Source organism: Caballeronia sp. A2-2, from assembly GCF_057612605.2.
The window spans coordinates 550,096-574,811 of record NZ_CM173618.1 but is presented as its reverse complement, the minus strand read 5'-3'; the positions used below and the strand labels follow the sequence as shown (position 1 = coordinate 574,811).

Below are 24,716 nucleotides of genomic sequence, written 5' to 3'. Positions count from 1 at the left end.
ATTAAAGGTAAGGGTGCCACGCGCTGTGTTTCTTCAGGCTGCCATTGCGTTTTTGCAGGCTGTTCTATTCGCGACACGCGCGATACGACGACTCGCGAGTTCGGACACGCCGACCGCCAGAAGCACCAGCCCGCTGGAGAGATACCCGAGGTTATGACTTCCGATGACCGGAATTGCCGCCGCGCCAATGACTCCTGCAAGCGAGACACCGACATAGGTCGCGGACGTATTGAGACCGACCAGCACCGCGGTCATCGGCGGATTGAGGCTTGCAAGGCGGAATTGTTGCGGGACCAGCACGCCCCATGCACACGCGCCCCAGATCGTCACGACCATGGCTGCGCTCCAGAGATGCGCGCTGGTGACCGGCATGGTGACGATGACCGCTGCCACCACCAGCAGTTTGACGATGACCACTTTACGAGCGCCGATCCGGTCGAGAATGCGCCCTGTCAAAAGGTTCGAGATCGTGCCCGCAAGCCCCCACAGCACGAGCAGCGCGCCGAGAACGATCGGATTGCCAACGGTGGCGCGATCGAACACCACAGCGAAGTAGCTGAAGATAATAAATGTTCCGACCTGCGCGAGAACCGTGGTGGCAAGCGTGAGGCCGACGCGGCTATCGGTCAGAGGTGAGAGGCGCTTGCTCAGAGAGATCGCGGGAGGAAGCGCGACTTCAGGCATGAAGGCCCAGATGCCGAAGAACGCGCCCGCACCGAGCAAGGCGACGAAGACCAGTGTCCAATGCCAGTTCGCCAGACCGCCAATCAGCGCGCCCAATGGCGAGCCAAGCGCCGTGGCGGTGGTGAGCCCGGCCACGATGATGGACAGCGCATAACCGCGTCGTTCGGGCGGCACGAGCATCGCAGCGGTTCCGCTCGCGGTCGGCGAGAACATGGCCGCGCCCAGTCCGGCCAAAGCGCGGGTCAGTAGCGCCAGCCCCAGATTGGGCGCCACGATGGTGCCGAGATTGGCGATGACGAAAAGCCCGATTCCGCTCAGCAATAGCGGCTTTCGCGGCACATTGGCGGCCAGTGCCGCAATGGTCGGTCCGAGCAAGGCGTAACTCAGTGCGTAGACCGTAATGAGTTGTCCGGCAGCGCCGATACTCACATCGTAAGAGCGAGAGATTTCCGGCAATATTCCGGCGAAAACGAAGCTGTCCGTGCCGAGCGCAAACATGCCGAGTGCAAGGGTAAGAAGACGGCGATCCATTTTGATTCCTTCAAAACCGAAGATCGGTTGCATGAAGAAACTATATGGAGTTCTTTCGCCATGCACTACTGAGCAGAAGCAGGAAGCTGTTCCCCGAAAGATGGTTAGATCGAGCGCTTATGAGCCGTTCGATTACTATTAGTATCTGGAATGTGAATGTAATCTAGGAGTTTCCCTTATCTTTAAGAATAGCAATGTGGTTCAAGTGCATCATCGGCGCAACGCTGATATTCTGGGCATGCACGAGACTATTCAAGGAGGTCGACATGCGCAGGAATGTTGAATTGCTCACAAGCATCCTATCCTTCATGCAAGATCACGAAAGCCCTACCCAGTGCTGTAAGGATATCGAAAACGGTGCGGGAAAAGCCGAAGGGTTTAGCTGGCCTGAGGTCAGGCTTCATCTTGCCTTGTTGAAGGACATGGGACTCGTGACCGAATGCACGACGCCAGCCGAATATCGATTGACCAGTGCCGGATACGACGTGATCGAAAGTGCCGATCCGGTCGCACAGATGAGTGCGTGGTCGAGGGTCGCCAATAATCCGAATACGCCGATGACAGCGGCGTTTGCATCGTCGCGTCATCCGCTGCCGCCGGGGATTCGCAGTCAAAGTTTTACTTGAGATGGATTTTTTGCATGGTGTGGAGAGTGGTGTTTGGTTTTGTTGTTCTTTTCGTGGAAGGGGCTGCTAGTTTTTGGGCTTTTATTGCAGTAGCCGCCTCCCCGGCGGGGGGTAACTTTCTTTGCTGCTGCAAAGAAAGTCACCAAAGAAAGCAGCTTTTACCCCTCCGCACGCTGGCTGGAAAGTGTGGTCTGAATTAACGATGCAGTGGCCGCAATAGGATGTCCCACGTTTCGTTAAGCGCGATGGCAACCTGACGATTTCGCGCCCGAATCCGTGAGTCTTAGTGGCCCGCAATCATTCATTCGGCCATGCGCTGCGCGCGCCGAGAACGTAAGAACGGAATCCCGCAGCGTATTAGCACCCAGCCACAGCACACCGCATCGCACCGCTCCCATTGGGCCCTACCTTGGTAAGCGCTTCTGGGCAAAGCACGCACACCAACGCCAGTCACCTTTTAGTTGGAGCACTAACCAAGGTAGGGCCGAATAGCAATCTTGCGGGGAAGCGTGGGGTGGCTGGGCGCTGATAGGCTGCGGGGTTCCGTTCTTACGTTCTCGGCGCGCGAAGCGCATGGCCGAAGGAATGACTGCGGTCCACTAACGCCAAAGGATTCGAGCGAGTAATCGCCAGGTTGCCCACACGCTTAACCAACCGTGGGACATCCTAACGCGGCCACTGAATCGTTAATTCAGGCCACACTTTCCAGCCAGCGTGCGGAGGGGTAAAAGCTGCTTTCTTTGGTGACTTTCTTTGCAGCAGTGTATAGACGGGAGACATCGCTGACAAACGTACGAGGACATGGTTGACACTTTCGGGTACTGAAACCCCGGTGCCGACCATGACTTGGAACATAAAAGACACGATGAGCCTGCGACAAGAATTCGTTCATTTGGCCACTCAACACACCCTCACGATGACGGAGTTGTGCGAGCGCTTCAACATCAGCCGGCAGACCGGCTACAAATGGCTCAAGCGGGGCGAACAGGCGCTGGCCGATCGCTCGCGCCGTCCCGCCAGCAGTCCTTCGAAGAGTTCTGAGGCTATCGAGCAGGAAGTGGTTCGACTGCGTCTGGCCCATCCGTGCTGGGGCGGACGCAAAATCAGCCGACGCCTTCAGGATCTGGGCTTTGAAGGGGTGCCGCACCCCAGCACCGTGACTTCGATCCTGCATCGGCACCAACTCATCCTGCCGGCCGAGTCGGCGCGGAGCGAGCCCTGGAAGCGCTTTGAGCACGCGCAGCCCAACGCGCTCTGGCAGATGGATTTCAAGGGACACTTCGAGACGCTGGACAAGCAGCGCTGCAGTCCGCTGACCGTGCTCGATGACCATTCGCGCTTCAATATCCTGCTGCGTGCCTGTGGCCCGACCGACACCGCAGCCGTGCAGGCGGGGCTGTGCGAGGCGTTCGCACGGTATGGCTTGCCTGCGCGCATCAACACCGACAATGGTGCGCCGTGGGGCTCGCCCAGCAGTCCGGGGCAACTCACCGAACTGGCGGTGTGGCTGATCCGGCTGGACATCGGCATCAGCTACAGCCGGCCCTATCACCCGCAGACCAATGGCAAGGAGGAACGGTTTCACCGCACCCTGAAGGCCGAAGTCCTGAACGGGCGATGCTATGAGAACCTGGAGCGCGTGCAGACGGTGTTTGAGCGCTGGCGCATCGTCTATAACTGCGAGCGGCCGCACGAGGCAATCGGCATGGCCACCCCCGAGAGCCGTTATCGGGCAAGCTCGCGCGCGTATCCCTCCGTCCTGCCGGAGATCGAGTACAGCCCGGACGACGTGGTGATGAAGGTCAGATCGGGTGGGCGCGTGGACTTCGAAGGACGACGCATCAAGCTATCCAACGCGCTTTATGGGCTGCCGGTTGCGGCTCGTGCAAAGCCGGGTGAAGACGGGGTATTTGACGTCTGGTTTGCCCATCATCGGATCATGACACTTGACCTGAGGAGCGAAAAAGCCTGACCATAAAACTGTCAACGATGTCCTCGTACATCTGTCAACCATGTCTCCGGTCTATACACAGCAGCAAAGAAAGTTACCCCCCCGCCGGGGAGGCGGCTACTGCATAAAAAGCCCAAACACCAGCAGCCCCTTGCACGCCAAAAAACAGCAGCCCTCGCCCCGACACACTAATACCTCAAGCACCCCCTAATACCCCTGAGCAACCCGCTCAGCCCCACCCCATCCCCCGCCCAACGCACGAAATGTCCTCACCGCTGCACGCGCCGCGTCGGCCTTCGACGCATCCAGTTCGTCACGGGAAAGCAGAAGCTGGCGGTCGGCATCGAGCACGTCGGTCAAGGTAATCGAACCTGCACGATAGGCTTTCTCCGACAGATCGCGCGCCCTGACCAACGCATTCACTTCTTCCTGCAACTCCTGCGTTCGAAGCTCCGTCTGCGATAAAGTCACGAAAGCATTTTCGACATCCTCGGTTGCCTTGAGCGCTGCCTCTCTATACTGCGCCAGCGCTTCCGCATAGCCGCCGCGCGCGTTCCTGACTTCGGCATCGACCTTGCCGAAATCGAACAGCCGCCAACGCAGCGCACCACTGCCAATCGGTTGAAACGCTTTCGCGCTGAATAAATGGTTGGTGGTCAGGCTGTCGAATCCCAATGCGCCCGACAATGAGATCTTCGGATAGTAATCGGAGAGCGCCACGCCAATTTCCTCGTTCGATGCCGCGAGGTGCCGCTCCGCCGCGATGATGTCGGGACGCCGGCGCAAGACATCGACGGGTTGATCGCCCGTGCCGATTGCGGGCACGTCAGGGATCACGGCGAGATTCGTCGAGTTCAGTTCCGCCGCATAGGTGCCTGGCTGCACGCCCATCAACACGTCGAGACGGTTCAACTGAGCTTCCAGATCGACACGCAATTCCGGCATGCTGGCACGCGCTTGTCTGAGCAGCGCCTGCGCCTGAGCCACCTCGCGCTCGGTCGCGGCGCCCGCTTTCTTGCGCGCCTGAACCAGGTCGAGCAAATGCGCGTCCGTATCGATCTGGTCCTGCACGATCAGAAGCCTCGATTGCAGTCCCCGCACCTGCATGTAGGCGTCGGCGGCATCCGCGGCAACGGTGATACGCGTGCCGGCTTGCGCGGCCTCCGCGGCTTGCTCCTCGGCGCTGGCCGCCGCGCGAGCGCGCCTCAATCCGCCCGCCAGATCGATCTCCCAACTCGCGGTCGCGCCCACCACGTATTCCTTCTGGTCGCGGCTGTAGTTCGGAAACGCGCTCGCAATGGAACCCAAGGGGCTTTGCGTGCTCTGATGCAGCGCCGTGTATGAAGCGCCCGCATCCACGGTCGGCAGCAGCGCCGCGCCCGCAGCCTGCGCCGCCGCGCGCGCCTGCGCCACGCGCGCAATGGATGCCTGCAGGCTCAGGTTCTGATCCAGCGCGCGCTGCACGATCTTTTCCAGCATCGGGTCATTGAAGCCGGTCCACCAGCTATCGAGCTTCGGCGCAGCGAGGGTCGTCTGGCGATTCGCCACGGCCTCGGCATTGTGGAACGGAGCCATTTCGGTCTTGGGAGCCACATAGTCCGGCCCCACCGCGCAGCCGGCCAGCGCCGCGCTCACGATCAACCCGCTGACGATCGCCTTCGATGTCCTGACGAGGAGATGATTCATTTCGCTTCTCCGCCCGTGAGTTTGGAAGGCGCGGCGGTTGACCCCCGGTTGGCTAACTTGCGAACGGCCGCATAGAAGGCCGGCGTGAATGCAAGGCCGAAGATCGTCACGCCGAGCATGCCGAAGAACACCGTCGTCCCGAGCGACTGCCTCATTTCCGCACCGGCGCCCGAGGCGATGGCAAGCGGCGCCACGCCTGCAATGAACGCAAAGGAAGTCATCAGAATCGGCCGCAAGCGGACATGCGCGGCATGGGTCGCGGCATCTTCCGCGCCGACGCCATCTTCCTGCTGACGCTGTCTTGCGAACTCCACGATCAGGATTGCGTTCTTGGCGGCGAGCCCCACGAGCACCACGAATCCGATCTGCGCCAATATGTCGATGGGCATGCCGCGAATGTCGAGGCCGATCGCGGCCGCGAGCAGGCACATCGGCACGATAAGCACGATCGCAAGCGGCGTGGTCCAACTTTCATACTGCGCGGCAAGCACGAGGAACACGAACAAGGCCGACGCCGCGAAGATGACCAGCGGAGACATGGTCTGCTCTTTTTGCTGGTGAGCCAGGTCGGTCCATTCGAGCGCGATTCCATTCGGAAGCACCTGTTCCGCGAGCTGTTCCATTCGATCCATCGCTTCGCCGGAGGAATAGCCGGGTCCGGCACCGCCCATCACTTCGGCTGCGGGATAGAGGTTGTAGCGCGGCACGCGATACGGCAAGGTCGTCGGCTTGAAGGTGGCCACCGAACTGATGGGCACCATCGCACCGTCTGCGTTGCGTACCTTGAGCCGTCCGAGATCTTCCGGCGTCTGGCGGAACGTTTCATCTCCCTGAACACGTACTTGATAAGTACGCCCAAAGTAATTGAAATCGTTCACGTACTGCGAGCCGAGATAGAGTTCCATCGTCGAAAACACATCGGTGGGAGTCAGCCCGACCTTTTCTGCTTTCAGACGATCGATATCCGCGAACACGGTTGGCGCACCGGCGTTATAGAGCGTGAACACGCCGCCGAAAGTCTTGTCCTTGTTGGCCGCCGCGACCAGCGTGTTCGCCGCCTGCGCGAGCGCTTGCGGCCCGAGCCCCGCACGATCTTCGAGCATCAGCTTGAAGCCGCCCGCCGACCCCAGACCTTGCACCGGAGGAGGATTGATGACGATGACCGTCGCGTCCTTGATGCCGGCGAGCCGTTGACGCAACCGGACCAGCATCGTCGCGGCGGTCACACCCTTCACGTGCTTTCCATAAAGCGATGGCAGCCCCGTGAACACGGTTCCCACATTCGGCGCAATGGTGTTGGTGGTGACGTCGAATCCCGTCACCGGCGAAGTGTGATCGATGCCCGGCGTCTTCAGCGCGATATCGTTGACTTCACGAACGATCTTGTCCGTGCGTTCGAGGCTCGATCCCGGTGGCAGCAACACGACGATGATCTGATAGCCGATGTCCTGTTCCGGAATGAAGCCCGTGGCCATTCTGGACATCTGCAATCCGGTCAAACCGATCAGGCAGGCGTAGACGACCAGCATCACCGTCGTGGCGCGCACGAGACGCGAGGTGACTTTCCCGTACTTCGTCGAGAGCCACTCGAACGCCGTATTGAACCGGCCGAAGATCGCATGGTGCAGACGTCCCATCGCGGTGCTTCCGCCATGCGTTTTCTCCATGTCATGCGGTTTCAGCATCACCGCGCACAGCGCGGGACTCAGCGTAAGAGAGACGAAGCACGAGATGACGGTGGAGGCCGCGATGGTAATGGCGAATTGCTTGAAGAACAGGCCCGAAATGCCGACCATCATGGCCGCGGGCCCGAACACCGCGCACAGCGTGAGCGCGATGGCGATGAGCGCGGTCGAAACCTCGTTCATGGTCTGGTGCGCGGCTTCCCGTGGCGTCATGCCCAGCGCCATGTTGCGCTCCACGTTCTCCACCACGACGATGGCGTCGTCGACCACGATCCCGACCGCCAGCACCAGCCCGAACAAGGACAGGTTGTTGATCGACGCATGAAACAGCGCGAGGATCGTGAACGTTCCCACCAGCGACACCGGAATCGCGATCACCGGGATGATGGTCGAACGCCAGTTCTGAAGGAACACATACACGACTCCGACCACGAGCAGGATGGCGATCACAATGGTCTTGATCACTTCCTCGATCGACTGTCCAACGAAGGTCGTCGGATCGTAGATGTTGATGTAATCCACGCCGGGCGGGAACGTTTTCTTGAGCTCCGCCATCTTGTCCCAGATCGCGTGCTCGACCTGAACGACGTTGGCATCGGGCGTCGCGATCACGAACCACGGTGTGCCGGGGTATCGGTCGGCGTAAGCCTTGGAACCGTAGTCCACCGAACCAAGTTCCACGCGTCCGATATCGCGAATACGGGTCACGCGGCCTTGCGGGTCCGACTTCACGATGATGTCGCCGAATTGCTCGGGCGAGGTAAGCCGGCCGAGCGCCTCGACATTGATCTGATAAGCGCCCTTGCTCGTGATCGGCGGCTGATTGAGCACCCCGGCCGATACCGGTGCGTTCTGTGCGCGAAGCGCGGCGAGGATCTCATTGGCGCTGATGTTATAGGACGCGGCACGGTCCGGATCGATCCAGATGCGCATGGAATACTGCCGCTCGCCGAACATCTGAAAATCCTGCACGCCGGGCAGGCGGGCAATCTGATCGCGAACCTTCAGCATGTAATTCGATAAGTATTCCGGACTTCTTGAGCCGTCCGGAGAATACACATGCACGCCGAGCAGCAGCGCCTGAATGGTCTTTCGGACCTGAACGCCCTGTGCCTGAACCGGCGCGGGCAAGCGCGACAAGGTATCGTCGACGCGGCGGCTCGTCAGCACGAGCGCGGTGTTTGCGTCGGTGCCGACCTTGAAGATCACCGTGATCGTCACCGAGCCGTTGCCGGTCGATTGGCTCGAAATATAGTCCATGTTCTCGACACCGTTGATCGACTGTTCGAGCGGCGTCGCGACGGTGCGGGCAATGGTCTCGGCCGATGCTCCCGGATACGAGGTCGTGATCTGAATGGTCGTGGGAACGATGCTCGGGTATTGCGCAATCGGCAGCGACACCATCGTGACCAAACCGATCAGGACGGCAAAGATATTGAGCACGGCCGCGAAGCGCGGATGCTCGATGAAGAAGTGAGTGAGTTTCATGATTTGCTTTCTCCCTGCTCGGGGGAAAACTCTATCGTTCCATCGTGCGGTGCAACCTTGGCGCCGGGTCTCACGGCCGGAATGCCGTCGATAATGATCTTGTCGCTCGCAGAAATGCCTGACGTGATGACGCGCAGACCACCGCGCAGGTCGCCCACTTCGACCTTTCTGGGCGTGGCGACATCGTCCGTGCCGAGAACGTAGACCATGTGATCCGTCTGATCCTGCAGCACGGCGGCATCCGGCACGAGCAAGGCAGGCTTCGGTGAGGAGGTCGCCAGACGAACGCGTGCGAAGCCGCCCGGCGTCATGCTGAAGTCGGCGTTGGGAATCGTGGCTCGCGCGTGAATCGTGCCGCTCGAGCGATCGAGCGTGTTGTCGATGAAGTTGAGCGTGCCTTTCTTTTTGAATGTGTCGTCGCCCGTCGGCGCGATGTTCACGGTGTCCGCCAGCGCGCCGGTTTGCCCTTCACGTGTGCGCTGAAACGTGGCGAAGTCGTTTTCGCTCATGTCGAAATCCAGATAGATCGGATCGAGCGAAACGATCGTCGCGAGCAAGGTCGTGGGGCTGCTGGCGGCGCGGCTGCCGGAGATCAAGTTGCCGGCCGATACCAGATGAGTGCCCATGCGGCCCGTGAAGGGCGCGACGATCTTGCAGCGAACCAGATCGAAGCGGGCGTCTCGAATCAGCGCGTTTGCGTTCTCGACCGCGGCTTGTGCGGCACGTTGCTCCGCGACTTTTTGATCGACGTTCTGCACCGTGCCTGCATCCGAACGCTGTAGCTCCTGCGCACGAGCGAGTTCTCGCGTGGCGAGCGCGGCGCGGGCGTTTGCCGAGGCCAACTCCGCAGTGGCTTCGTTCAGCTTGATTTCATAAGGTTCGGGATCGATCTCGAACAGCACATCGCCCTTATGAACGATATCGCCGTCCTTGAAGCGAATGTGCGTGAGCGTGCCGCCGACCTGCGCGCGCAACTCGACGCGATCGACCGCCGAGAATTGCCCGAGAAAACCAAGCCGCCCTTCGATGTCGCGATTCAATGGCGCACTGACCGCGACGGGCGTCGGTGGAATGTCGGCAACGGGCGCCGTTCCCGACTTGTGAAGATGCCACGCGGTGGCGCCCACTGCGACGACCACGGCGAGTGCAACAGCCTTGCCAACCCAGCGCGTTTTGCCGGGCTGCGTCGCGCCGGGATTTACCGGGACATCGGGGGCAGCGCTCCCCATCCCGGCTTGTTCTATACGATCATTCATAGCAATCCCAATGAAGTGAACAGGCCGGTGACGATGAGTAAGTTGCCCCGAGTCTGTTTAGAGTATCGACGTTTACTATCCGGCTGCAAGATAATAGGTATAATCCAGAATGTCAAGGCTAACGGCGTTGCGATAACTGTGGAACGATCGGAAGCAAGGAGTACCGTATGAAGAAGTCGCGTTCGGACACCGAAGAGACCCGCAAGCGAATCGTTCGCGCGGCGGCGCGCGCGTTCAGAAGTAACGGAATTCAAGCCACGGGTGTGGCGGAAATCATGTCGGCGGCGGGACTGACAGCCGGAGGCTTTTATCGTCACTTCGCGTCCAAGGAGCACTTGATAGCAGAGGCCTGCGCGGCGGGCATGGCATCGACCATCGAGTCGATCGATGCATCGGCAAGAGCAGGCGAGCAGGCTTTCATTGATCATTTCGAAGCCTATCTATGGGACGAGAATCGAAAGAACACGCTGATCGATTGCCCTTTGATCGCGATGGGTAGCGAACTGGCGCGAGCCGACGCCGAAACGCGACGCGCCGCCACGCGTGGATACCGCGAGTTGATCGGCTTGATGGCGTCTGTCGGCGCGTCCGACGAAGGCTCTGCGATGTTCGCGTTCTCGGCGATGCTCGGTGCGCTCACGATTGCGCGCATCGTCGATGATCCGGAGCTTGCGGGGCGTATCCTCGATGAGACAAAAAAGCATACGGCGGCGCTTTGGCCTATCGCGGCGGCGATCGGTTTCGTGAAAAAACTATAAGAGAAAGCATTGCGTCACACTACTTATGAAAAGCAGGAAGGTGTTCCCCGGAAAGCGGGAAAGTCGAAGCGCAGTGCTTAAAGTAGTATCGTTTTCATCATGTACAGAAAACGGCTTGACGGAATCGACTGCTCTGCTGCCCGCGCACTGGACGAAGTGGGCGAGTGGTGGACGCTCTTGATTGTCCTGCAGTGTCTGCAAGGTAAGTCACGATTCGACGAATTGCAAAGCAGCCTTGGCATCGCGCGAAACGTCCTTAGCGCTCGCCTCGAACGCATGATCGAACTTGGCGTGCTCGAACGCTTTGCCTTGACGGAACGTGCGAACACATGCGGATACAGACTCACACAAAAGGGAATGGATTTAAACCCAGTCCTGATCACGCTGACGAATTGGGGCGACAAATGGCTTTGTCCAACAGCCGCGCTGCCTGCGACCTTCGTTAAACGGAATTGAAAATCGCCGACAATTGCACCACAGTATCGTCACGAGCATCGTTCGAATGTTTATGATGTGACGATAAGGCCTTCAAAAGACGAGCGCGCATGCGTTCAAGCGAGGGGCAGGTGGCAATTCAGGCAAGGCAACGAATCAGGATCTTCGTGCAGCGCTTCTGGCAACCCACCAGCGCCTGCATGACCTGCATGGTAGGAAGTTGGGGAAATGTCTTTAGCGTTCCGCATTGGATCGTGGCGCTGCACACGGGATTACTCACCGGTATTCTCGCCGTGCTGCTGACGTTCACGCCTGTGCGCAGAATGTACGAGAACCGCTACGGCAATGCTTTCCTTGTCGGTTGCCTGACGGCCATTGGCGATGCATACGCGCACGTGAGCGCCTATCACTTCCACCTTCTGGAGCATCTGCTTACGGGTCTTGTCTCTGGCATGCTGGCGCTTGCGGCTTCGTTTGTTCTGGAAGACCGTGCGCGACGGTTGCGCGCAATATGGACGCGATTGGCTAGATAGCATGAGGCGGCGGCAGCGAGTCAAAGCAATGCATTCACCACACGCCTGAACTGCCACGGCGATGACTTCCGATCAGATGCGTATCGATCATTCCAATGGCTTCCATCAGCGCGAACATATTCGTTGGACCCACGAACTTGAAGCCGTGCTTGCGGAGCGCCTTGCTCAATGCAATGGATTCTTCGGACGACGTAGGTACATCACTGAAGCGCTCGGGCGCTGGAGTGGAGGCAGGCTTGAAAGACCAGATCAGATCCGGCAAGCCGCCTTGTTCGCGAAGACGAATAGTCGCTTTCGCATTGTCGATCGTTGCGCGAATCTTGGCCGTGTTCCTAACAATTCCTTTGTCCGCCAAAAGACGCTCGATGTCAGCGTCGCCGAAAGCCGAGACACTATCCGGGGAAAAATGGTGAAACGCGTGGCGAAATGCCTCGCGCTTAAGCAATATCGTCGACCACGATAGTCCGGACTGGAACACTTCCAGCGAGACTCTTTCGAACAAGCCGCGCTCGTCGCGAACCGGCATGCCCCATTCGGTGTCGTAGTAAGTTCGCATCGGACCTTCGCTGGCCCATGCGGGCCGCGCGAGCCCGTCCGGGCCTAGAATCAAAGCATCGGAATTCATGGGTATTTAGCCTGTATGCATGTTGCGTCATGCCTTGATGACTTTCGTCGCAAGCGATTTGCCTCCGTCATAGCGGGCATAAAGAAAAAGAGTGCTCCAGGTCCTTCCAAGGACGCAGATCTTATTGCATCTGGATGATACCGATCATTCTGAGTAGGCGCTTGCGGCTTTTCGTTTGATGACCGCTTGGTAGTTTGCAAAAGAAACGTGGTCTAGGGTGGATTATAAATTGTTGATTTTTAGTCGTTTATTTTGACCTCACCTTTTGACCGGTGCAAAGAAATTTGATCCGGCTTCCAATGTCTAGTCGAGCGGATTGGCAAATAAAAACTGTTCTGGCACGTAAGTTGGAGACTCGCGTAACAGAGCTTATCGAGGCCACGCATCGACTTTTGCCTGTTGCCAACAAGCTACGCGAGCGAACTGGTTTTAGGTGCCGTGCGGTCTGCAGGGGGAACGATCACGGCGTTCGCACTGATTCACACCTGCCAACACTGCTAGCACTTGCATGCGAGTGAGTCACGGACGCGTACCGCATTACTGATTCATAGACACGGCGAGCATCAGCTGAAGCCCCGACCGTCGCTAAGAAAGTGCGTCAGACCTCGCCGCCATCATCACTATTTCGTTTCCCATGGAGCCCACACAGACTCGGTACGCGGAAGTTCGATTAACGAGAGAATCCCAAAATGCTCCGATGCAATTTTCATTTCCCGCACCTTAGTTTTCTCGTGAGCATCGGGAAACCATATTCTTGCGTCGAGCGGAACGCCTTCCGTTTCGCGACTTATGCTTTCTTCCGCTGCAACAGAACCCTTGGGCACCTCGATGACACTCATCCGTGCCCTGAGAAACGCTCCCGATTCACGGGCTGATTTGCTCGAAAACGACCAGCGAATGAATCCGTCCACTGAAGAGACGAGCACAAGCTTCGCGTCAGTCGCGTCAACCCAGCGTAAAGCAGCGGCTGTCAGCGAGACACCGTAGCGCGTGGCGCAAACACCAATTTGGTCGAAATCTACGCTATTGGATATTTGTTTGCGGAAATCATCGAGAGGCATCAACAGGTTTGCTGCGAATCTGTCGGCCTCGGTTTCAATTATTTTTTCGTCAGCTTGCCAGTCATCCATGTCGTCGGAAGTGCATTCGAAGCTTGTACGGGTCTTCCGATGGAGGATGTAGTGCCCTAACTCGTGGGCTTGAGTAAACCGAATCCGTCCTGAAGACGCTGCCTTATCGTTATAGATAAGCGCCCATCCTTTATCTTTGCCACGGAAAGTCAAGCAACCGTCAAAGCCCGGCAGATCAGCGCCCACAACTTTCGTGATGGGATCGTTCCATTGAAATAGTTCGTGACATCCCTCGGCAAGGCGAGGCACGTCAATGGGGAAACGCTCGTCACCATGGATGGTACTCAGATGGTTGAGCACATTCGTTAACTTGAAGGCTGCTTTCTCTGGCGTCAGCGCAGTTGACTGCATCTTAATCTTTCAGGGCATCAAGGATTTTTCGAAGACGCTCTTTCGAGTCCGAATCGAGCTTCTTGTAATTGCGATAGAACGCTTCGTCGAGATGGTGCTGTTCTGGCGTCAACACGTCATCCTCAACCAGAAAATTAGAGCTGACTCCGAGAGCGTCTGCTAATGCAAGCAACTTTTCAGCGGATGGCCGCTGCGACTCACGATTTTCCAGCTCCCATAAATAGCTCTTGCTCACGCCTGCCTGCGTAGCTAAAGCCTCAAGGGTCAGTTTTTTCCCCTTACGCAACTCGCGAAGTTTTTCGCCGAGCCGTGTGGCCATGGTGGTCCTCCGAAGCACATGCCACGAAAATACCACGATTCCGAACTTCCTAATAGTCGTTATCGAAAAAAACTTGTTGACTTCGGAGCAAAGGAATAGCACACTACAAAAAAGTTCGGAGTAGCGGAAATAGGTTGACAAATTTAACTCATCCCGTTGGTTGCAAACTTTCTTATGGGAGTGTATCACTATGACCAAGCACTATCCGAAAGGTCTTGACGGACGTCAGCGCGATGCCGATGGCGAGATTCGTAGAAAGCGCGGCGACACCAAGGTAGGTACACTTCGCAAGGAGTATGGTGACAACTTTGCTGCGGGTGTGCGCTCGGATGCTCGGCTTGACACAGTGCTGAAACGCACTGGTGCAAATTCCTTGAGCGAACTGCTGAAGACGAGTAAGTAGAGCGATAGGTAAAAGGTACCGGTAATTTATTTGACAATATAGGTAAATTCTTTTTATCGGAGCCATACTGCATCTTGTGCGCAGTATGCTCAGCGGACACAAGATGTGCTTATTGTCTTCGAGAGTTCAGCCGTTCTCCTGCGAGGGGGGCGGATCGATGCCTGGATGTGCGACTTTTGATGAAGTGAAGTGAGCCAGGCCGTAAACCCCGCTACGAGCGGATAAGGAAAACCAAGTGTCTGATATTGCCGACGCGCATCTGACGCGCATCCACATTAACCGCGAACCTTACAAGTCTCCCAATCCGACGTCAGGAGAGGCGCTCTACGCTCTCGCTAACATCGGCAAGCGTGAAAAGCTCTACCGTGAAGTTGATGGTGACGAAGAAGATGAGCGGATTCCGCGCGATGAGGCACAGATTCATCTGACGCAGGATGCACACTTCTACAGTCAGAAGGTGTTGGACATCCTCGTCAACGGTGATGACCACGAGATCGACACGGAAGAGATTACTTACGCCCGGGTTGTCGATCTCTATGTTGGCAGCGGCGGTAAGCCCTCGAATGAATATCTCGTCAAATACTCACACGGTCCTGTCGAAAATCAGAGCGGCACGTTGCCGCCCGGTCAAAAAGTGAAGGTGAAAGATGGCATGCGCTTTCGGGTTGCTGGAACTGGCGAGTCATAACGCCTTCATCAAGGATCTTCAGGAGACTGGATACGAAATCGACTTCGTCGGCGCGTATCTGGTCCTGCACGGTCTACCCTATCTCGACAAAGATGGGCAGCTCCAGCATGGCGATTGGGTAAGCCCGGTCGACTTGAGCGGGGCGCTCATCGATCCACCCTCAAACCACCAGGCTTGGTGGCGTGGCAGCAGGCCCTGTGATCAACAAGGGCGCGAGCTTAAATTAGGCGGTGGCCCACATAGCATCACGGTTACGGCTGGTCTCGTCACCGATTGTTCATTCTCCTACAAACTGCTTGACGAAAACGGTGCGATGCGCGTCTACCAGTCGTTTGAGGAAAAGGTTACGACCTACCTTGATACAATCACGGCTCCAGCGTTGAGCGCCTATCCTCATGCAACGCCCTTGCATGGCATCACGGTCCAAGCTGCCGCTCAGGGTTCTCCCCTCAGGTTTCCCGATACGATGTCGTCGCGGTATCACATCAACGACTTGTCCTCACTCCTTCGCGGCAAAAAAGTGGCGATCATCGGGCTCGGAGGAACGGGTTCCTACATCCTCGATTTCATTGCACGCACGCATCTGCAGCAGATTGCATTGTTCGACGATGACAAGGTGCACGTCCACACTATATTCAGGCTTCCAGGGTTCATTCCTAATGCGATTGGAAAGCTCAAAGTCGAAGCACTGGCTCAGCAATATGGGCAGTGGCGCTCGGGAATCGAGCCGGTTGTTGAGCGTATCACAGTAGAAAACGTCGAGCGCCTGAATGTATTTGATTTTGTCTTTGTTTCGGTCGATGACGGGCCTTCGCGCCTGCTGATCGTCGATTGGTTGAGTTCCAACGGTGTTCCGTTCGTCGATTGTGGGATGGGCCTCACTCGCTCGACTGTTGGTCTCAGCGGTTTTGTGCGTATCACCGGCGTCGACCGTCAGGCCTTTGACGACAACGCCGGAACGGTGCGGCTGCCTACTGAAAACGCGAAGGACGACGAATATCGCAAGCGCGCTCAAATCACTGAATTGAATGCGCTGAACGCAACGATGGCTGTCATCAGGTTCAAGCAGCATTTCGGTCTGTTCGACCGGGAAAGCACGGCGACAGCAGAAATTTTCGATTCTGTGACGTTCGAAATCGATTGATAGAAGGCCGTACGATGAAATTCGTTTATCAAGCCGTTGAGCGCCTTCCCAAACAACTGGGTAGCGGCGTGGTTTACCACAGCCAAGAGTTCGAGGTCGGCGCAATGCTTTGCGCTTGCGGTTGTGGTCATCGCGTCAGCCTCCTAGTGCCTGACAGTCATCAGATTACGTCTGATGGCACCTTAGCGACGATTCGTCCATCGATTGCCGTGTGTGACGCCCCCTGCAAATCGCACTATTACATTACGGCAGGCCACGTGGAGTGGCTTCCGGCTTTTTCAGACGCCATAGCGGCATCTGTTATGCATAACCAGATATCGCGTCATGTCGGCAATGACGCAACTGTCTCGAGGGACGCAAAGGCACCGTCTTGGCGGAGCCGGATCCAAGCTGCAGCCGCAAAAATCTACGGCATGCTACGGTCATTTCTGCGATTCTAAATGTTCAGCCTTGGACGAGTTGAACGTTGTCCCACGGCTGTGCCGACCTTGTCAAACTGCTCGGTTCGCCATGCCGGTCCCTGGATGACGACGCCGAGCTTTTTCGGAAGTGTGAGGTACACCTAAGCTTCGCACCAGAAATCGCGGGCGCAGGTGACACGACTATGCCGCGCATGCCCGCGCCTGCGCAGAACGTAGACCTCCCCAATGTTTGCAAAGGCCGATGACTTCTCGGCGAGTGCCGGCTCGGAATGACCGTTCCACTCCGCTGACAGCCATCGGTCATGTGCAGCAACGAACGGCTGGGATGGATGTGCGCCGTAAAAAGGTGGCGCTTTCCAGCGGGTGCAAGCCCCGCCCGGCAGCCGCTTCAGCCGGAAGCAACTGGAGCAGCGATGGAGTAGGCAGCGGCGGCATCGCACGTACAATTCTCGCGCAGCCTCACTAACGGGAGAAACGCACGGAGCAGGCTTACGCGGCAATCGGGCGTGCGGTCATCGCGATGCAGATGTTCGAGGTGGCCTTCGTGTCGATCCACGAAGGCTTCAAGATGATCACCGATCCCGCGTACGTTCAGGCGACGGGCGGGATGATCGAAGAGGGGCGGTACAAAAACGCAACCGCGAACGTGGTGAAGGTCCTCTCCCAGCGCGGGCAGATCGCGGCAGATTTGGAGGACCGACTCAACACCCTGATTGACCGCCGCAACCAACTCATGCACCGCTGGTTTCTTCGCAACGGCTGGCCCGCGAACGACGACTATGACCCGGCCAGCTATGCGGACGTAATTCGGCTCGCGCAGTGGGTCCGTACCGAGGCGGATGCGATCACGCACATGATGGCGGGCTACATGCTGAAGTACGCCCATCCCGACCAGCATGAAAAGAACCCCGAGGCGGTCAACAAGGCCGTCACAGAGATGTTCCATCGGCTTCGCGTGCAGGAGTAGACGAAGATGCACGTGACAAAAATCGACGCCGCCCGACGGCAACTCGTTACTGCCATCCGCCTTTTTTTCGATGGCGGCGATCCCGTTTCCGTGTACTCGCTGGCATCGAACGCATGAGAGGTCATCGATGTGCTCTGCACGAGCGCGGGCGTGGAAAGCTTCTCCAAGCAGGCCCGCGAAAATCTGCCAGCGGGACACACGCTGAAGTACTACATCAACGAGCCGTGTCGAAACTTCTTCAACCACGCCGAGCACGACCGGACCCCGATAGCTCGGTCGAACTGCGCGAGGCCAACGTTGCCGCCATCCTGTTTCTGGCAGTTGAGGATTACATTCGATTTCGTCAGGGCGGCCCCGTAGAGGCGCAAGTCTTTCAGCTGTGGTTTATCGCCGTCTTTCCGGAGAAAGTCGCCGAAGATGATCCTGTGGCTCAATCAAAACTCGAAAGCGCCAGACTCGCGTTTCCCGGCATCGCCACCACTTACTTCGTCCGATAAGAACGAGATGGGGCGGCAGGTACTGGAGGCCGCGCGCAAAGATGTCGGACTCGCGGCTGACCCGAAACCGAGCCAAGCCTCTGACCCTCCATTAACCTCAGCGCATCCAGGTTGCTTTATGCCATTTGCATAAGAGGCCAGACCTCGTGGCGATCTCCGCGCTCGGTCGTCGAGCGCTTGTCGGCCCAGAGTGTGTCAAAACCCCAATAACAAGGGTTGGCCAGAACAGTGTCAACGGCGGCGGACGAAGCGTCGTCCGTAGAAGGTTCTGGTGCCGTAGAGTCGCGTGTGCGACACGATGAGGTGCGATCCTCCTGCCTGCCCATCAACTCGCTGCTTGCACGCTTCGATCTTGAATTGCGCAGATCAAGTCCGCCGAGCCGAGTAGTTTGATGACCCGCTTCATGTTGTACGCCAGCACGTGCAAACTCATCTCAGTGCTGACCTTCTCAATAGTTCTGGTCAGGAAATGTGTTGCGCCCATCCAGGCCTTGATCGTCCCGAACGGATGCTCGACGGTTTGCCTCCGGATACGCATCATGTCCGGTGCATGGTCAAGACGCGTTTGCATTTGTTCTAGAACGGCCTGATGTTCCCATCGGCTCACCCGTCGTTGAACGCTGGGAGTGCACTTCTCTTTTAGCGTGCATTGCTGGCAATTCGAACTCCAGTAGCGATGAAGTCTCAGACCGCTCTCCACGGTTGCATACCGCCAGATCAGACGCTCACCCGCCGGGCATGAATATTCGTTCTTCGATGCGTCATAGATAAAGTCGTCTTTGCCGAAGCGACCATCGGCAGTGGCACCCGAGGTTACCGACTTTGGCACAAACACTGTGATGCCTGCTTCATGACACGCGAGGATTTCTTCGCTCTTGAAGTACCCTCGGTCAGCGACGACGGTGAGGTTATCAACTCCCATTTCGGCTCGCGCGAGGCGCGACATCGACGTGAGTTTGTCCCGGTCGAGGCCGGTGTTAGTAACTTCATGGGCAACAATGAGATGATGCTTTGCATCGACTGCCGTTTGCACGTTATAGCCAACCACGCCCGTGCCTCGCGTCTTCATTGAGCGGGCATCAGGGTCGGTCAGCGATAGTTGTTTATCCGGTGACGCATTGAGCTTCACCTCGATATCCCTGAGCACCTGCATCTGCTCCTTCAGCGCCGAAATTTTGTCTTGCAACCGCCCTGCCTTTGCTTTGGCGATCGTCGGCTCCTGACGGTCAGCTGTCTCAAGCGCCACGAGATAACGGTTGATGCTTGACTCGATATCTTCCATACGCCGCTTCAGCTTTGCGCTCGTGAAGTTGCGGTCCCGGTTGTTGACCGCCTTGAACTTGCTGCCATCAATTGCGACGAGCGCATCGGCGAATAGATCCAACTGTTGGCACAGCATCACGAACTGCCGGCACACGGCACGAATCGCCTTACCGTTATCTTTGCGGAAACGGGCAATCGTTTTGAAGTCTGGCATCAATCGCCCCGTCAACCACATCAGTTCGATATTGCGTTGAGCCTCGCGCTCCAGTCGTCGACTGGACTGAATGCGATTGAGATAGCCGTAGATGTATATCTTCAGCATGACTTCGGGATGATATGACGGCCTGCCAGTATCAGCCGGTTCAACACCGTCAAAACCCAGTTGACCAAGGTCGAGTTCGTCGACGAACACGTCGATCACGCGGACAGGATTCGTGTCCGTTACATAATCGTCGAGCGATTCAGGAAGCAGGATGCTTTGCGTACGACTGTCGCCTTGAACAAAACGCTTCATCTCGTTCACCCTGTAACCTGATGCCACCATGATAGGTGTTCAAAATGCGTTTTGACACACTCTGGGCCAGTTTCGGTCGTTCGCCGACCGTCTTTCACAGTCGGCCGAATGACTCCGTGACCCCGGAAGCGGACAAACCCCACGCCACTCAAAACGCACCATTATTAATGGGATGGACGCCCCCACCCCGAGCCGCGATCTGCCAAAGTGGGCACGTTTTTCCCCGGCCACTTGAACGATGGGAGCGTTTGATATGAAGATCACGACTATCGGCATTGATATCGCGAAGAACATCTTCGCATTACATGGTGTGAACGATCATGGCAGAGCCGTGTTGAAGAAGGTGCTCAAACGCGATCAGGTTCTGCCTTTCTTCACGAACCTCTCGCCCTGCTTGATCGGAATGGAAGCGTGTGGAGGCGCGCATCACTGGGCCCGCAAACTCCAGGCTATGGGCCACACCGTTCGCCTCATTGCTCCACAGTTCGTTAAGCCGTATGTCAAAACAAACAAAAACGACGCGGCGGACGCGGAAGCAATTTGCGAAGCCGTTGCACGTCCAAACATGCGGTTCGTGCCAATCAAAAGCATTGAGCAGCAGTCGGTCTTGTCGTTGCATCGAGTGCGCCAAGGCTTCGTGCGTGTCCGTACCGCGCAGGCAAACCAGATCCGTGGCCTGCTGAGCGAATTCGGGTTAATCGTCCCACAGGGAATTTCGCACATCGCCCGGCGAGTGCCCGAACTGATTGAAGACGCGAGCCACGATCTGACCGGTTCGTTTCGGCTGCTTATAGTCCGCTTGATGGACCACCTGAAAGAACTGGACCGGCAGGTCAAAGACCTCGAATCAGAGATTGAAGCATGGCACCGCGAGAGCGATGCCAGCCGCAAGCTTGCAGAAATACCCGGCATCGGCCCGATCACCGCAAGCGCACTAGTTGCTTCCGTTGGCGACGCGAAAACTTTCGCAAACGGTCGTCAGCTCGCCGCATGGCTTGGTCTTGTGCCCAGACAGAACTCCAGTGGAGGCAAGACCGTACTGCTCGGTATCAGCAAAAGAGGCGATACGTACCTTCGAACTTTGCTCATTCACGGGGCGCGCGCAGTGATGCTGGCTGCTAGCCGTAAGGAAGACAAGGGAGGATGGTTGCAGCGCGTGCTACAGCGTCGGAATCCGAATGTCGCGGCCGTGGCTCTCGCGAACAAAAACGCACGCGTTGTTTGGGCCATGTTGACCAGCGGAAATCATTACCAACGCGGACATACCGCGACAAGGCTAGTGAGTCTCGCTCGCTGACCGAGACCGCAACTTTCTTGCAGGAGACTTCAACCGATTGCCAGGGCAGTCGTGACGTGATGGCTAACAGGTAAGACCGTGGTCGGGAAAGTCTGATTACTCGAGGTGCGCGACAGCACGCATTATTGATAAGACCCCGTCCAGCAAATTCCATCAGGGACCGCCGGCTTGCGCCGGACATCAAAGTCCGGATGCATGGCTGCAATCTTATCCTTCGCCGTTTCACACGAAAGCTTGGCAAACCGGGGGCCTCCATGCATGGAGTAATGATGCAAAGTAAAGAAAATGCAGGAGAGTTACAAGTGTCGAATCGTGTCGAGATTCACCTAACTCTGAACATTTTCTGAACTCCCGAGCTGCGTAGCGCGCGTGGCTCGGTTGGACCCAGGCAGTTCGACCGAGCGCAGGTGGAGATTTTAGAGGGGGCAGATGGAGGGCGGGCGAAAGGCTTGGGCGCGGTAGTCGGCCGAGTCAGTGTCTCCCGGCCCCGTCATCCCAACGCTTATCTGCGCCGACAGCTTCTTATTTGCAATCTTCTTTCACAGACGGTTGAGTTCTTCTTCGAAGGCCTTCCGGACGTAACTCATAGAGTCGCGCATACGTCCTTCTTCGTGGCTTCGAGCCGCCACTACACGGTAGTGGTCGGGCGAGTCGAGCTTCACGGTAATTTTCTTGGCGGCGAATGGGACGAGGAAGTCGATTGGGGTCACTGTTTCCCCGTACTTTTTCATCGGCACGGCGTTCTCGAGGCGCTTCACGAAATCCTCACCGTGGGTTGTGTCATGATCTTCGCCAACAAGATAGCGAGCCCGAGGCACCGGATGTGACCTTCGCTGAGGACCTGGAGCGCGTCGCGTTTGTCCCCATCCTCGAACTCGATCTCTATATTTTCGCCTACGGCCGTCGGCGACCTCAAGGACTTGAGCCTGTCGGGAGGGTGGTCGCTCTTGTTGATCTCGTTGTAGAACTTGAGCGTCTTCTCGTTGAGATCCGCAGCCAGGGCCAAGGGCAGTTCTGCGTTGTAGGCCAGGAGCTTCCCGCGGAGAGAGACGTAAGCGATGCTGTAGCTCAAGTTTCTAGCGACTCCCAGTTTCTCTGCTTTCACCTCCCTGATGAGCTCCTCGTTCTCCCGGTTGAACTTCTCGATAGCCTGCGTCGCCTCCGTCTCGCTCTTCGCATTCGCAGCGACCAGAATCGCGATGGCCACAATTTCCTCGACCTCCTTGGCGATCGCGACGCTATCGTCCTCGAGCTTCTTGATCGCGGCTTTGGATTGTTCGACCTTTCCGTTATGAGCCGCAGTCGCGTCCTTCAGCGCCTGAAGTAGTTCGCGCTTTGCCGGCACGGCTTGGAGGAAGGTATCGATGCCCGCAGCGTCCTTTGCGTCGGAAGCCTCGGCGTTGAACGAGCCGACCTCATGTGCTCCGCCGAACCCGACAGCACCGGCGGAAGCCGGAAGCATGGCGATTTTCGAAAGCAGGTCCGCCACCCGAGGTTGAGGAACTCCCGGATTTCCTTTATCCGCCCTTCGGCCTTCAGGGCCGCGTCGAATTGCTTCAGCTGTTCTTGGGCGTTGCCGTACGGATCGACAGGAACCGCGAGTCGACCGTCGCGGTAAAGTGCGGAGGCGCACGCGGGACACTCGTTCCCGAACCTTTCACGGTTCCCCAAAATCGCGCCGTAAAGATCTCGCATTTCCAAAACGCCGCGGACGCTTCCGCTTATCATTTCATGTGATATGATACAAACAACGTGAAAAAATTTGGAGACGATAGTGAAGCTGCGCTTAGAACGACACGATTCATATCCGGTAATGGAGATGTGCGTTGGAGACGCATTGGACGAAGCGGCACGGAAATGGTCTGGTCGGGTAGGTTGGGTTTTCGAGGACTACAGGATCACCTTCCAACAGATGAAGGAAGAAGTCGACCGCGTTGCTCTTGCGCTGATGGCTTCCGGAATTGGACGGGGTGACGTCGTTGCTGTATGGATGCCAAACCTTCCGCACTTCGCGTACATTCAGCTTGCTTGCGCGAAGATCGGAGCAATCATCGGAGCCATCAACACACGTTCGAAAGTGTTCGAGGTCGAGCACTTCCTTAAGCATAGTCAGGCAAAACTTCTGATAATGACTGATCGGTTCCTTAAGCACGACTTCGTCGATACGCTCGATCAAGTCTGTCATCAGGGGACGCGTGAGACCGACGGCGAAGTCACTGAAGGCGGAATCGGTTGTCTACGGAAGGTAGTCAGCATATCGCCAGAGCCCGACAGCCGCGCGCTGGCGTGGGAAGCTTTTCTCAAGCTTGGCGAAGCAGTGCAGGTAGACAGAGTGGCGGAAGTTCAACGCCAGCAGAACATCGAAGACCCGATTCTAATCCAGTACACATCCGGTACGACGTCCCTGCCTAAGGGGGCGTTGTGCAATCATCGCTATGTGCTCAACTTTGGCGGAGCCCTTATGCAGCGACTCGGGATGGAAGAGGGCGACGCTTTCCTGAACACGCAGCCGTTCTACCATGTCGGTGGTTCTTGCGGTGCAGTGCCTGCTCCACTCACATTAGGGTGCAGGGTTGTAAGCGCCGAATACTACGAAGTGGAACGCGTCCTATCATTGATCGAGCGCGAACGGTGCGTAGCACGATCTGGCTATGGCGCCATGTACGTTATGGAGATGAATCATCCGCGATTTCGTGACTTCGACTTGTCCAGCTTGAAAGCAGGTTGGTGCGTCGGTACTGCTGAACTGATGAACAGGGTACGGCGAGAGATGGATATGCCTGGGCTGCTTCAAATTTACGGAGCAACAGAGGTCGGCGGTACCAGTGCTTGGGTCGATGATCCGTGGGAACTCCGCTCCGCTGGCTGCGGCTCGCCGATCCATGGCACAGAGTTGAAAATCGTCGATCCGACCACAGGCAAGGAATTGGCGCCGGGCGAGATCGGCGAAATCTGCATGCGTGGTTGGTGGAAGATGAACAGCTATCTGAAACAGCCGGAGGAAACCGCCAAAACAATCGACGCCGACGGATGGGTGCACACCGGCGACCTTGGGCACGTGGACGATGAAGGGAATCTGTTTTTCTCTAGCCGTTTGAAAGACATGCTGAAGATTGGCGGCGAGAACGTCTCAGCTCAAGAGGTTGAAGCCGTACTGCTCAGCCATCCACGGGTTGCGCAGGCTGCGGTGATCGGCGCGCCAGATGATCGGTTAACCGAAGTTGTCATGGCGATTGTCGAACCACGCCACAACGAGCAGGTGACCGAAGAAGAACTGATTAGCTTTTGTGCGGCACGGATGGCGAATTTTCGCGTGCCTCGCTACGTCCGTATTACTCAGACGTGGCCTCTCACTGACAGCGGAAAGATCCAGAAACACAAGCTGCGTGAGACATATCTAAGCTGACGTCCCGGTGAAGTTGCCCCGTTTGGGCCAAATGTAAGCCCATGATCCAGGACGACG

At 57.3% G+C, this 24,716-nt stretch carries 23 protein-coding genes; 13 read left to right on the top strand and 10 right to left on the bottom strand.

Features of this window, described 5'->3' with window-relative positions; translation table 11 throughout:
* Positions 1-33 precede the first annotated feature (33 nt).
* The gene (locus ACZCWR_RS26175) at positions 34-1,215 is read right to left on the bottom strand and encodes an MFS transporter (protein WP_487305926.1); all 1,182 of its coding nucleotides are present in this window, start codon (positions 1,213-1,215) and stop codon (positions 34-36) included.
* Between the two features lie 266 nt (positions 1,216-1,481).
* On the opposite strand from ACZCWR_RS26175, the gene ACZCWR_RS26170 reads away from it, so the two are divergent.
* Positions 1,482-1,841 (top strand): hypothetical protein, encoded by a 360-nt coding sequence (locus ACZCWR_RS26170; protein ID WP_487305925.1) that lies wholly within the window; start codon positions 1,482-1,484, stop codon positions 1,839-1,841.
* A gap of 841 nt (positions 1,842-2,682) precedes the next feature.
* On the top strand, positions 2,683-3,813 hold the full coding sequence (locus ACZCWR_RS26165) for an IS481 family transposase (protein ID WP_487300626.1): 1,131 nt from the start codon (positions 2,683-2,685) through the stop codon (positions 3,811-3,813).
* A 186-nt stretch (positions 3,814-3,999) separates the two neighbouring features.
* Here ACZCWR_RS26165 and ACZCWR_RS26160 read toward each other — a convergent pair whose 3' ends face one another.
* Genes ACZCWR_RS26160 through ACZCWR_RS26150 form a run of 3 tightly spaced genes read right to left on the bottom strand, consistent with a single transcriptional unit; the run spans position 4,000 to position 9,907 of the window.
* Complete coding sequence (locus ACZCWR_RS26160) at positions 4,000-5,478, bottom strand: efflux transporter outer membrane subunit (RefSeq protein ID WP_487305924.1); 1,479 nt, start codon at positions 5,476-5,478, stop codon at positions 4,000-4,002.
* Complete coding sequence (locus ACZCWR_RS26155) at positions 5,475-8,651, bottom strand: efflux RND transporter permease subunit (protein WP_487305923.1); 3,177 nt, start codon at positions 8,649-8,651, stop codon at positions 5,475-5,477. Before ACZCWR_RS26155 ends, ACZCWR_RS26160 begins: the two co-directional genes overlap by 4 nt.
* Positions 8,648-9,907: an efflux RND transporter periplasmic adaptor subunit gene (locus tag ACZCWR_RS26150; RefSeq protein WP_487305922.1), complete on the bottom strand. Its 1,260-nt coding sequence runs from the start codon at positions 9,905-9,907 to the stop codon at positions 8,648-8,650. Before ACZCWR_RS26150 ends, ACZCWR_RS26155 begins: the two co-directional genes overlap by 4 nt.
* A 167-nt stretch (positions 9,908-10,074) precedes the next feature.
* Between ACZCWR_RS26150 and ACZCWR_RS26145 the strand changes: the two genes are divergently transcribed.
* The 3 genes from ACZCWR_RS26145 (at position 10,075) to ACZCWR_RS26135 (ending at position 11,633) form a co-directional block, all read left to right on the top strand.
* Positions 10,075-10,665: a TetR/AcrR family transcriptional regulator gene (locus ACZCWR_RS26145; RefSeq protein WP_487305921.1), complete on the top strand. Its 591-nt coding sequence runs from the start codon at positions 10,075-10,077 to the stop codon at positions 10,663-10,665.
* Positions 10,666-10,764: 99 nt separating this feature from the next.
* Positions 10,765-11,121 carry a winged helix-turn-helix transcriptional regulator gene (locus ACZCWR_RS26140; RefSeq protein ID WP_487305920.1) on the top strand — a complete coding sequence of 119 codons (357 nt, stop codon included), beginning with the start codon at positions 10,765-10,767 and terminating at the stop codon, positions 11,119-11,121.
* Between the two features lie 89 nt (positions 11,122-11,210).
* Entirely contained in the window at positions 11,211-11,633 is a 423-nt protein-coding gene (locus tag ACZCWR_RS26135; RefSeq protein ID WP_487305919.1) for a hypothetical protein, read from the top strand.
* A 34-nt stretch (positions 11,634-11,667) separates the two neighbouring features.
* Here ACZCWR_RS26135 and ACZCWR_RS26130 read toward each other — a convergent pair whose 3' ends face one another.
* From ACZCWR_RS26130 to ACZCWR_RS26120, 3 genes are all read right to left on the bottom strand, one after another.
* Positions 11,668-12,159 (bottom strand): DNA-3-methyladenine glycosylase I, encoded by a 492-nt coding sequence (locus tag ACZCWR_RS26130; RefSeq protein ID WP_488876525.1) that lies wholly within the window; start codon positions 12,157-12,159, stop codon positions 11,668-11,670.
* Positions 12,160-12,878: 719 nt separating this feature from the next.
* Positions 12,879-13,739: an ImmA/IrrE family metallo-endopeptidase gene (locus ACZCWR_RS26125; RefSeq protein ID WP_487305917.1), complete on the bottom strand. Its 861-nt coding sequence runs from the start codon at positions 13,737-13,739 to the stop codon at positions 12,879-12,881.
* 1 nt (position 13,740) lies between these two features.
* Positions 13,741-14,058 (bottom strand): helix-turn-helix domain-containing protein, encoded by a 318-nt coding sequence (locus ACZCWR_RS26120; protein WP_487305916.1) that lies wholly within the window; start codon positions 14,056-14,058, stop codon positions 13,741-13,743.
* Positions 14,059-14,248: 190 nt separating this feature from the next.
* Between ACZCWR_RS26120 and ACZCWR_RS26115 the strand changes: the two genes are divergently transcribed.
* From ACZCWR_RS26115 to ACZCWR_RS26090, 6 genes are all read left to right on the top strand, one after another.
* Positions 14,249-14,461 carry a hypothetical protein gene (locus ACZCWR_RS26115; protein ID WP_487305915.1) on the top strand — a complete coding sequence of 71 codons (213 nt, stop codon included), beginning with the start codon at positions 14,249-14,251 and terminating at the stop codon, positions 14,459-14,461.
* Between the two features lie 235 nt (positions 14,462-14,696).
* Positions 14,697-15,149 (top strand): multiubiquitin domain-containing protein, encoded by a 453-nt coding sequence (locus ACZCWR_RS26110; protein WP_487305914.1) that lies wholly within the window; start codon positions 14,697-14,699, stop codon positions 15,147-15,149.
* Positions 15,109-16,293 carry a ThiF family adenylyltransferase gene (locus ACZCWR_RS26105; protein WP_487305913.1) on the top strand — a complete coding sequence of 395 codons (1,185 nt, stop codon included), beginning with the start codon at positions 15,109-15,111 and terminating at the stop codon, positions 16,291-16,293. The genes ACZCWR_RS26110 and ACZCWR_RS26105 overlap by 41 nt, the downstream gene beginning before the upstream one ends.
* A gap of 14 nt (positions 16,294-16,307) precedes the next feature.
* Positions 16,308-16,733 (top strand): ubiquitination-like system serine protease family protein, encoded by a 426-nt coding sequence (locus tag ACZCWR_RS26100; RefSeq protein ID WP_487305912.1) that lies wholly within the window; start codon positions 16,308-16,310, stop codon positions 16,731-16,733.
* A 508-nt stretch (positions 16,734-17,241) separates the two neighbouring features.
* The gene (locus ACZCWR_RS26095; protein WP_487305911.1) at positions 17,242-17,682 is read left to right on the top strand and encodes a hypothetical protein; all 441 of its coding nucleotides are present in this window, start codon (positions 17,242-17,244) and stop codon (positions 17,680-17,682) included.
* Between the two features lie 224 nt (positions 17,683-17,906).
* On the top strand, positions 17,907-18,179 hold the full coding sequence (locus ACZCWR_RS26090; RefSeq protein WP_487305910.1) for a hypothetical protein: 273 nt from the start codon (positions 17,907-17,909) through the stop codon (positions 18,177-18,179).
* Positions 18,180-18,504: 325 nt separating this feature from the next.
* Here ACZCWR_RS26090 and ACZCWR_RS26085 read toward each other — a convergent pair whose 3' ends face one another.
* On the bottom strand, positions 18,505-19,956 hold the full coding sequence (locus ACZCWR_RS26085; RefSeq protein ID WP_487306150.1) for an IS1182 family transposase: 1,452 nt from the start codon (positions 19,954-19,956) through the stop codon (positions 18,505-18,507).
* A 253-nt stretch (positions 19,957-20,209) separates the two neighbouring features.
* On the opposite strand from ACZCWR_RS26085, the gene ACZCWR_RS26080 reads away from it, so the two are divergent.
* Positions 20,210-21,253: an IS110 family RNA-guided transposase gene (locus ACZCWR_RS26080; protein WP_487305909.1), complete on the top strand. Its 1,044-nt coding sequence runs from the start codon at positions 20,210-20,212 to the stop codon at positions 21,251-21,253.
* A gap of 539 nt (positions 21,254-21,792) precedes the next feature.
* Here the strand turns inward: ACZCWR_RS26080 and ACZCWR_RS26075 are convergent.
* Positions 21,793-22,011, bottom strand: a complete 219-nt coding sequence (locus ACZCWR_RS26075) for a hypothetical protein (protein ID WP_487305908.1) — start codon at positions 22,009-22,011, stop codon at positions 21,793-21,795.
* The gene (locus tag ACZCWR_RS26070) at positions 22,008-22,715 is read right to left on the bottom strand and encodes a hypothetical protein (RefSeq protein ID WP_487305907.1); all 708 of its coding nucleotides are present in this window, start codon (positions 22,713-22,715) and stop codon (positions 22,008-22,010) included. The genes ACZCWR_RS26075 and ACZCWR_RS26070 overlap by 4 nt, the downstream gene beginning before the upstream one ends.
* 375 nt (positions 22,716-23,090) lie before the next feature.
* On the opposite strand from ACZCWR_RS26070, the gene ACZCWR_RS26065 reads away from it, so the two are divergent.
* Complete coding sequence (locus ACZCWR_RS26065) at positions 23,091-24,659, top strand: class I adenylate-forming enzyme family protein (RefSeq protein WP_487305906.1); 1,569 nt, start codon at positions 23,091-23,093, stop codon at positions 24,657-24,659.
* Positions 24,660-24,716 lie beyond the last annotated feature (57 nt).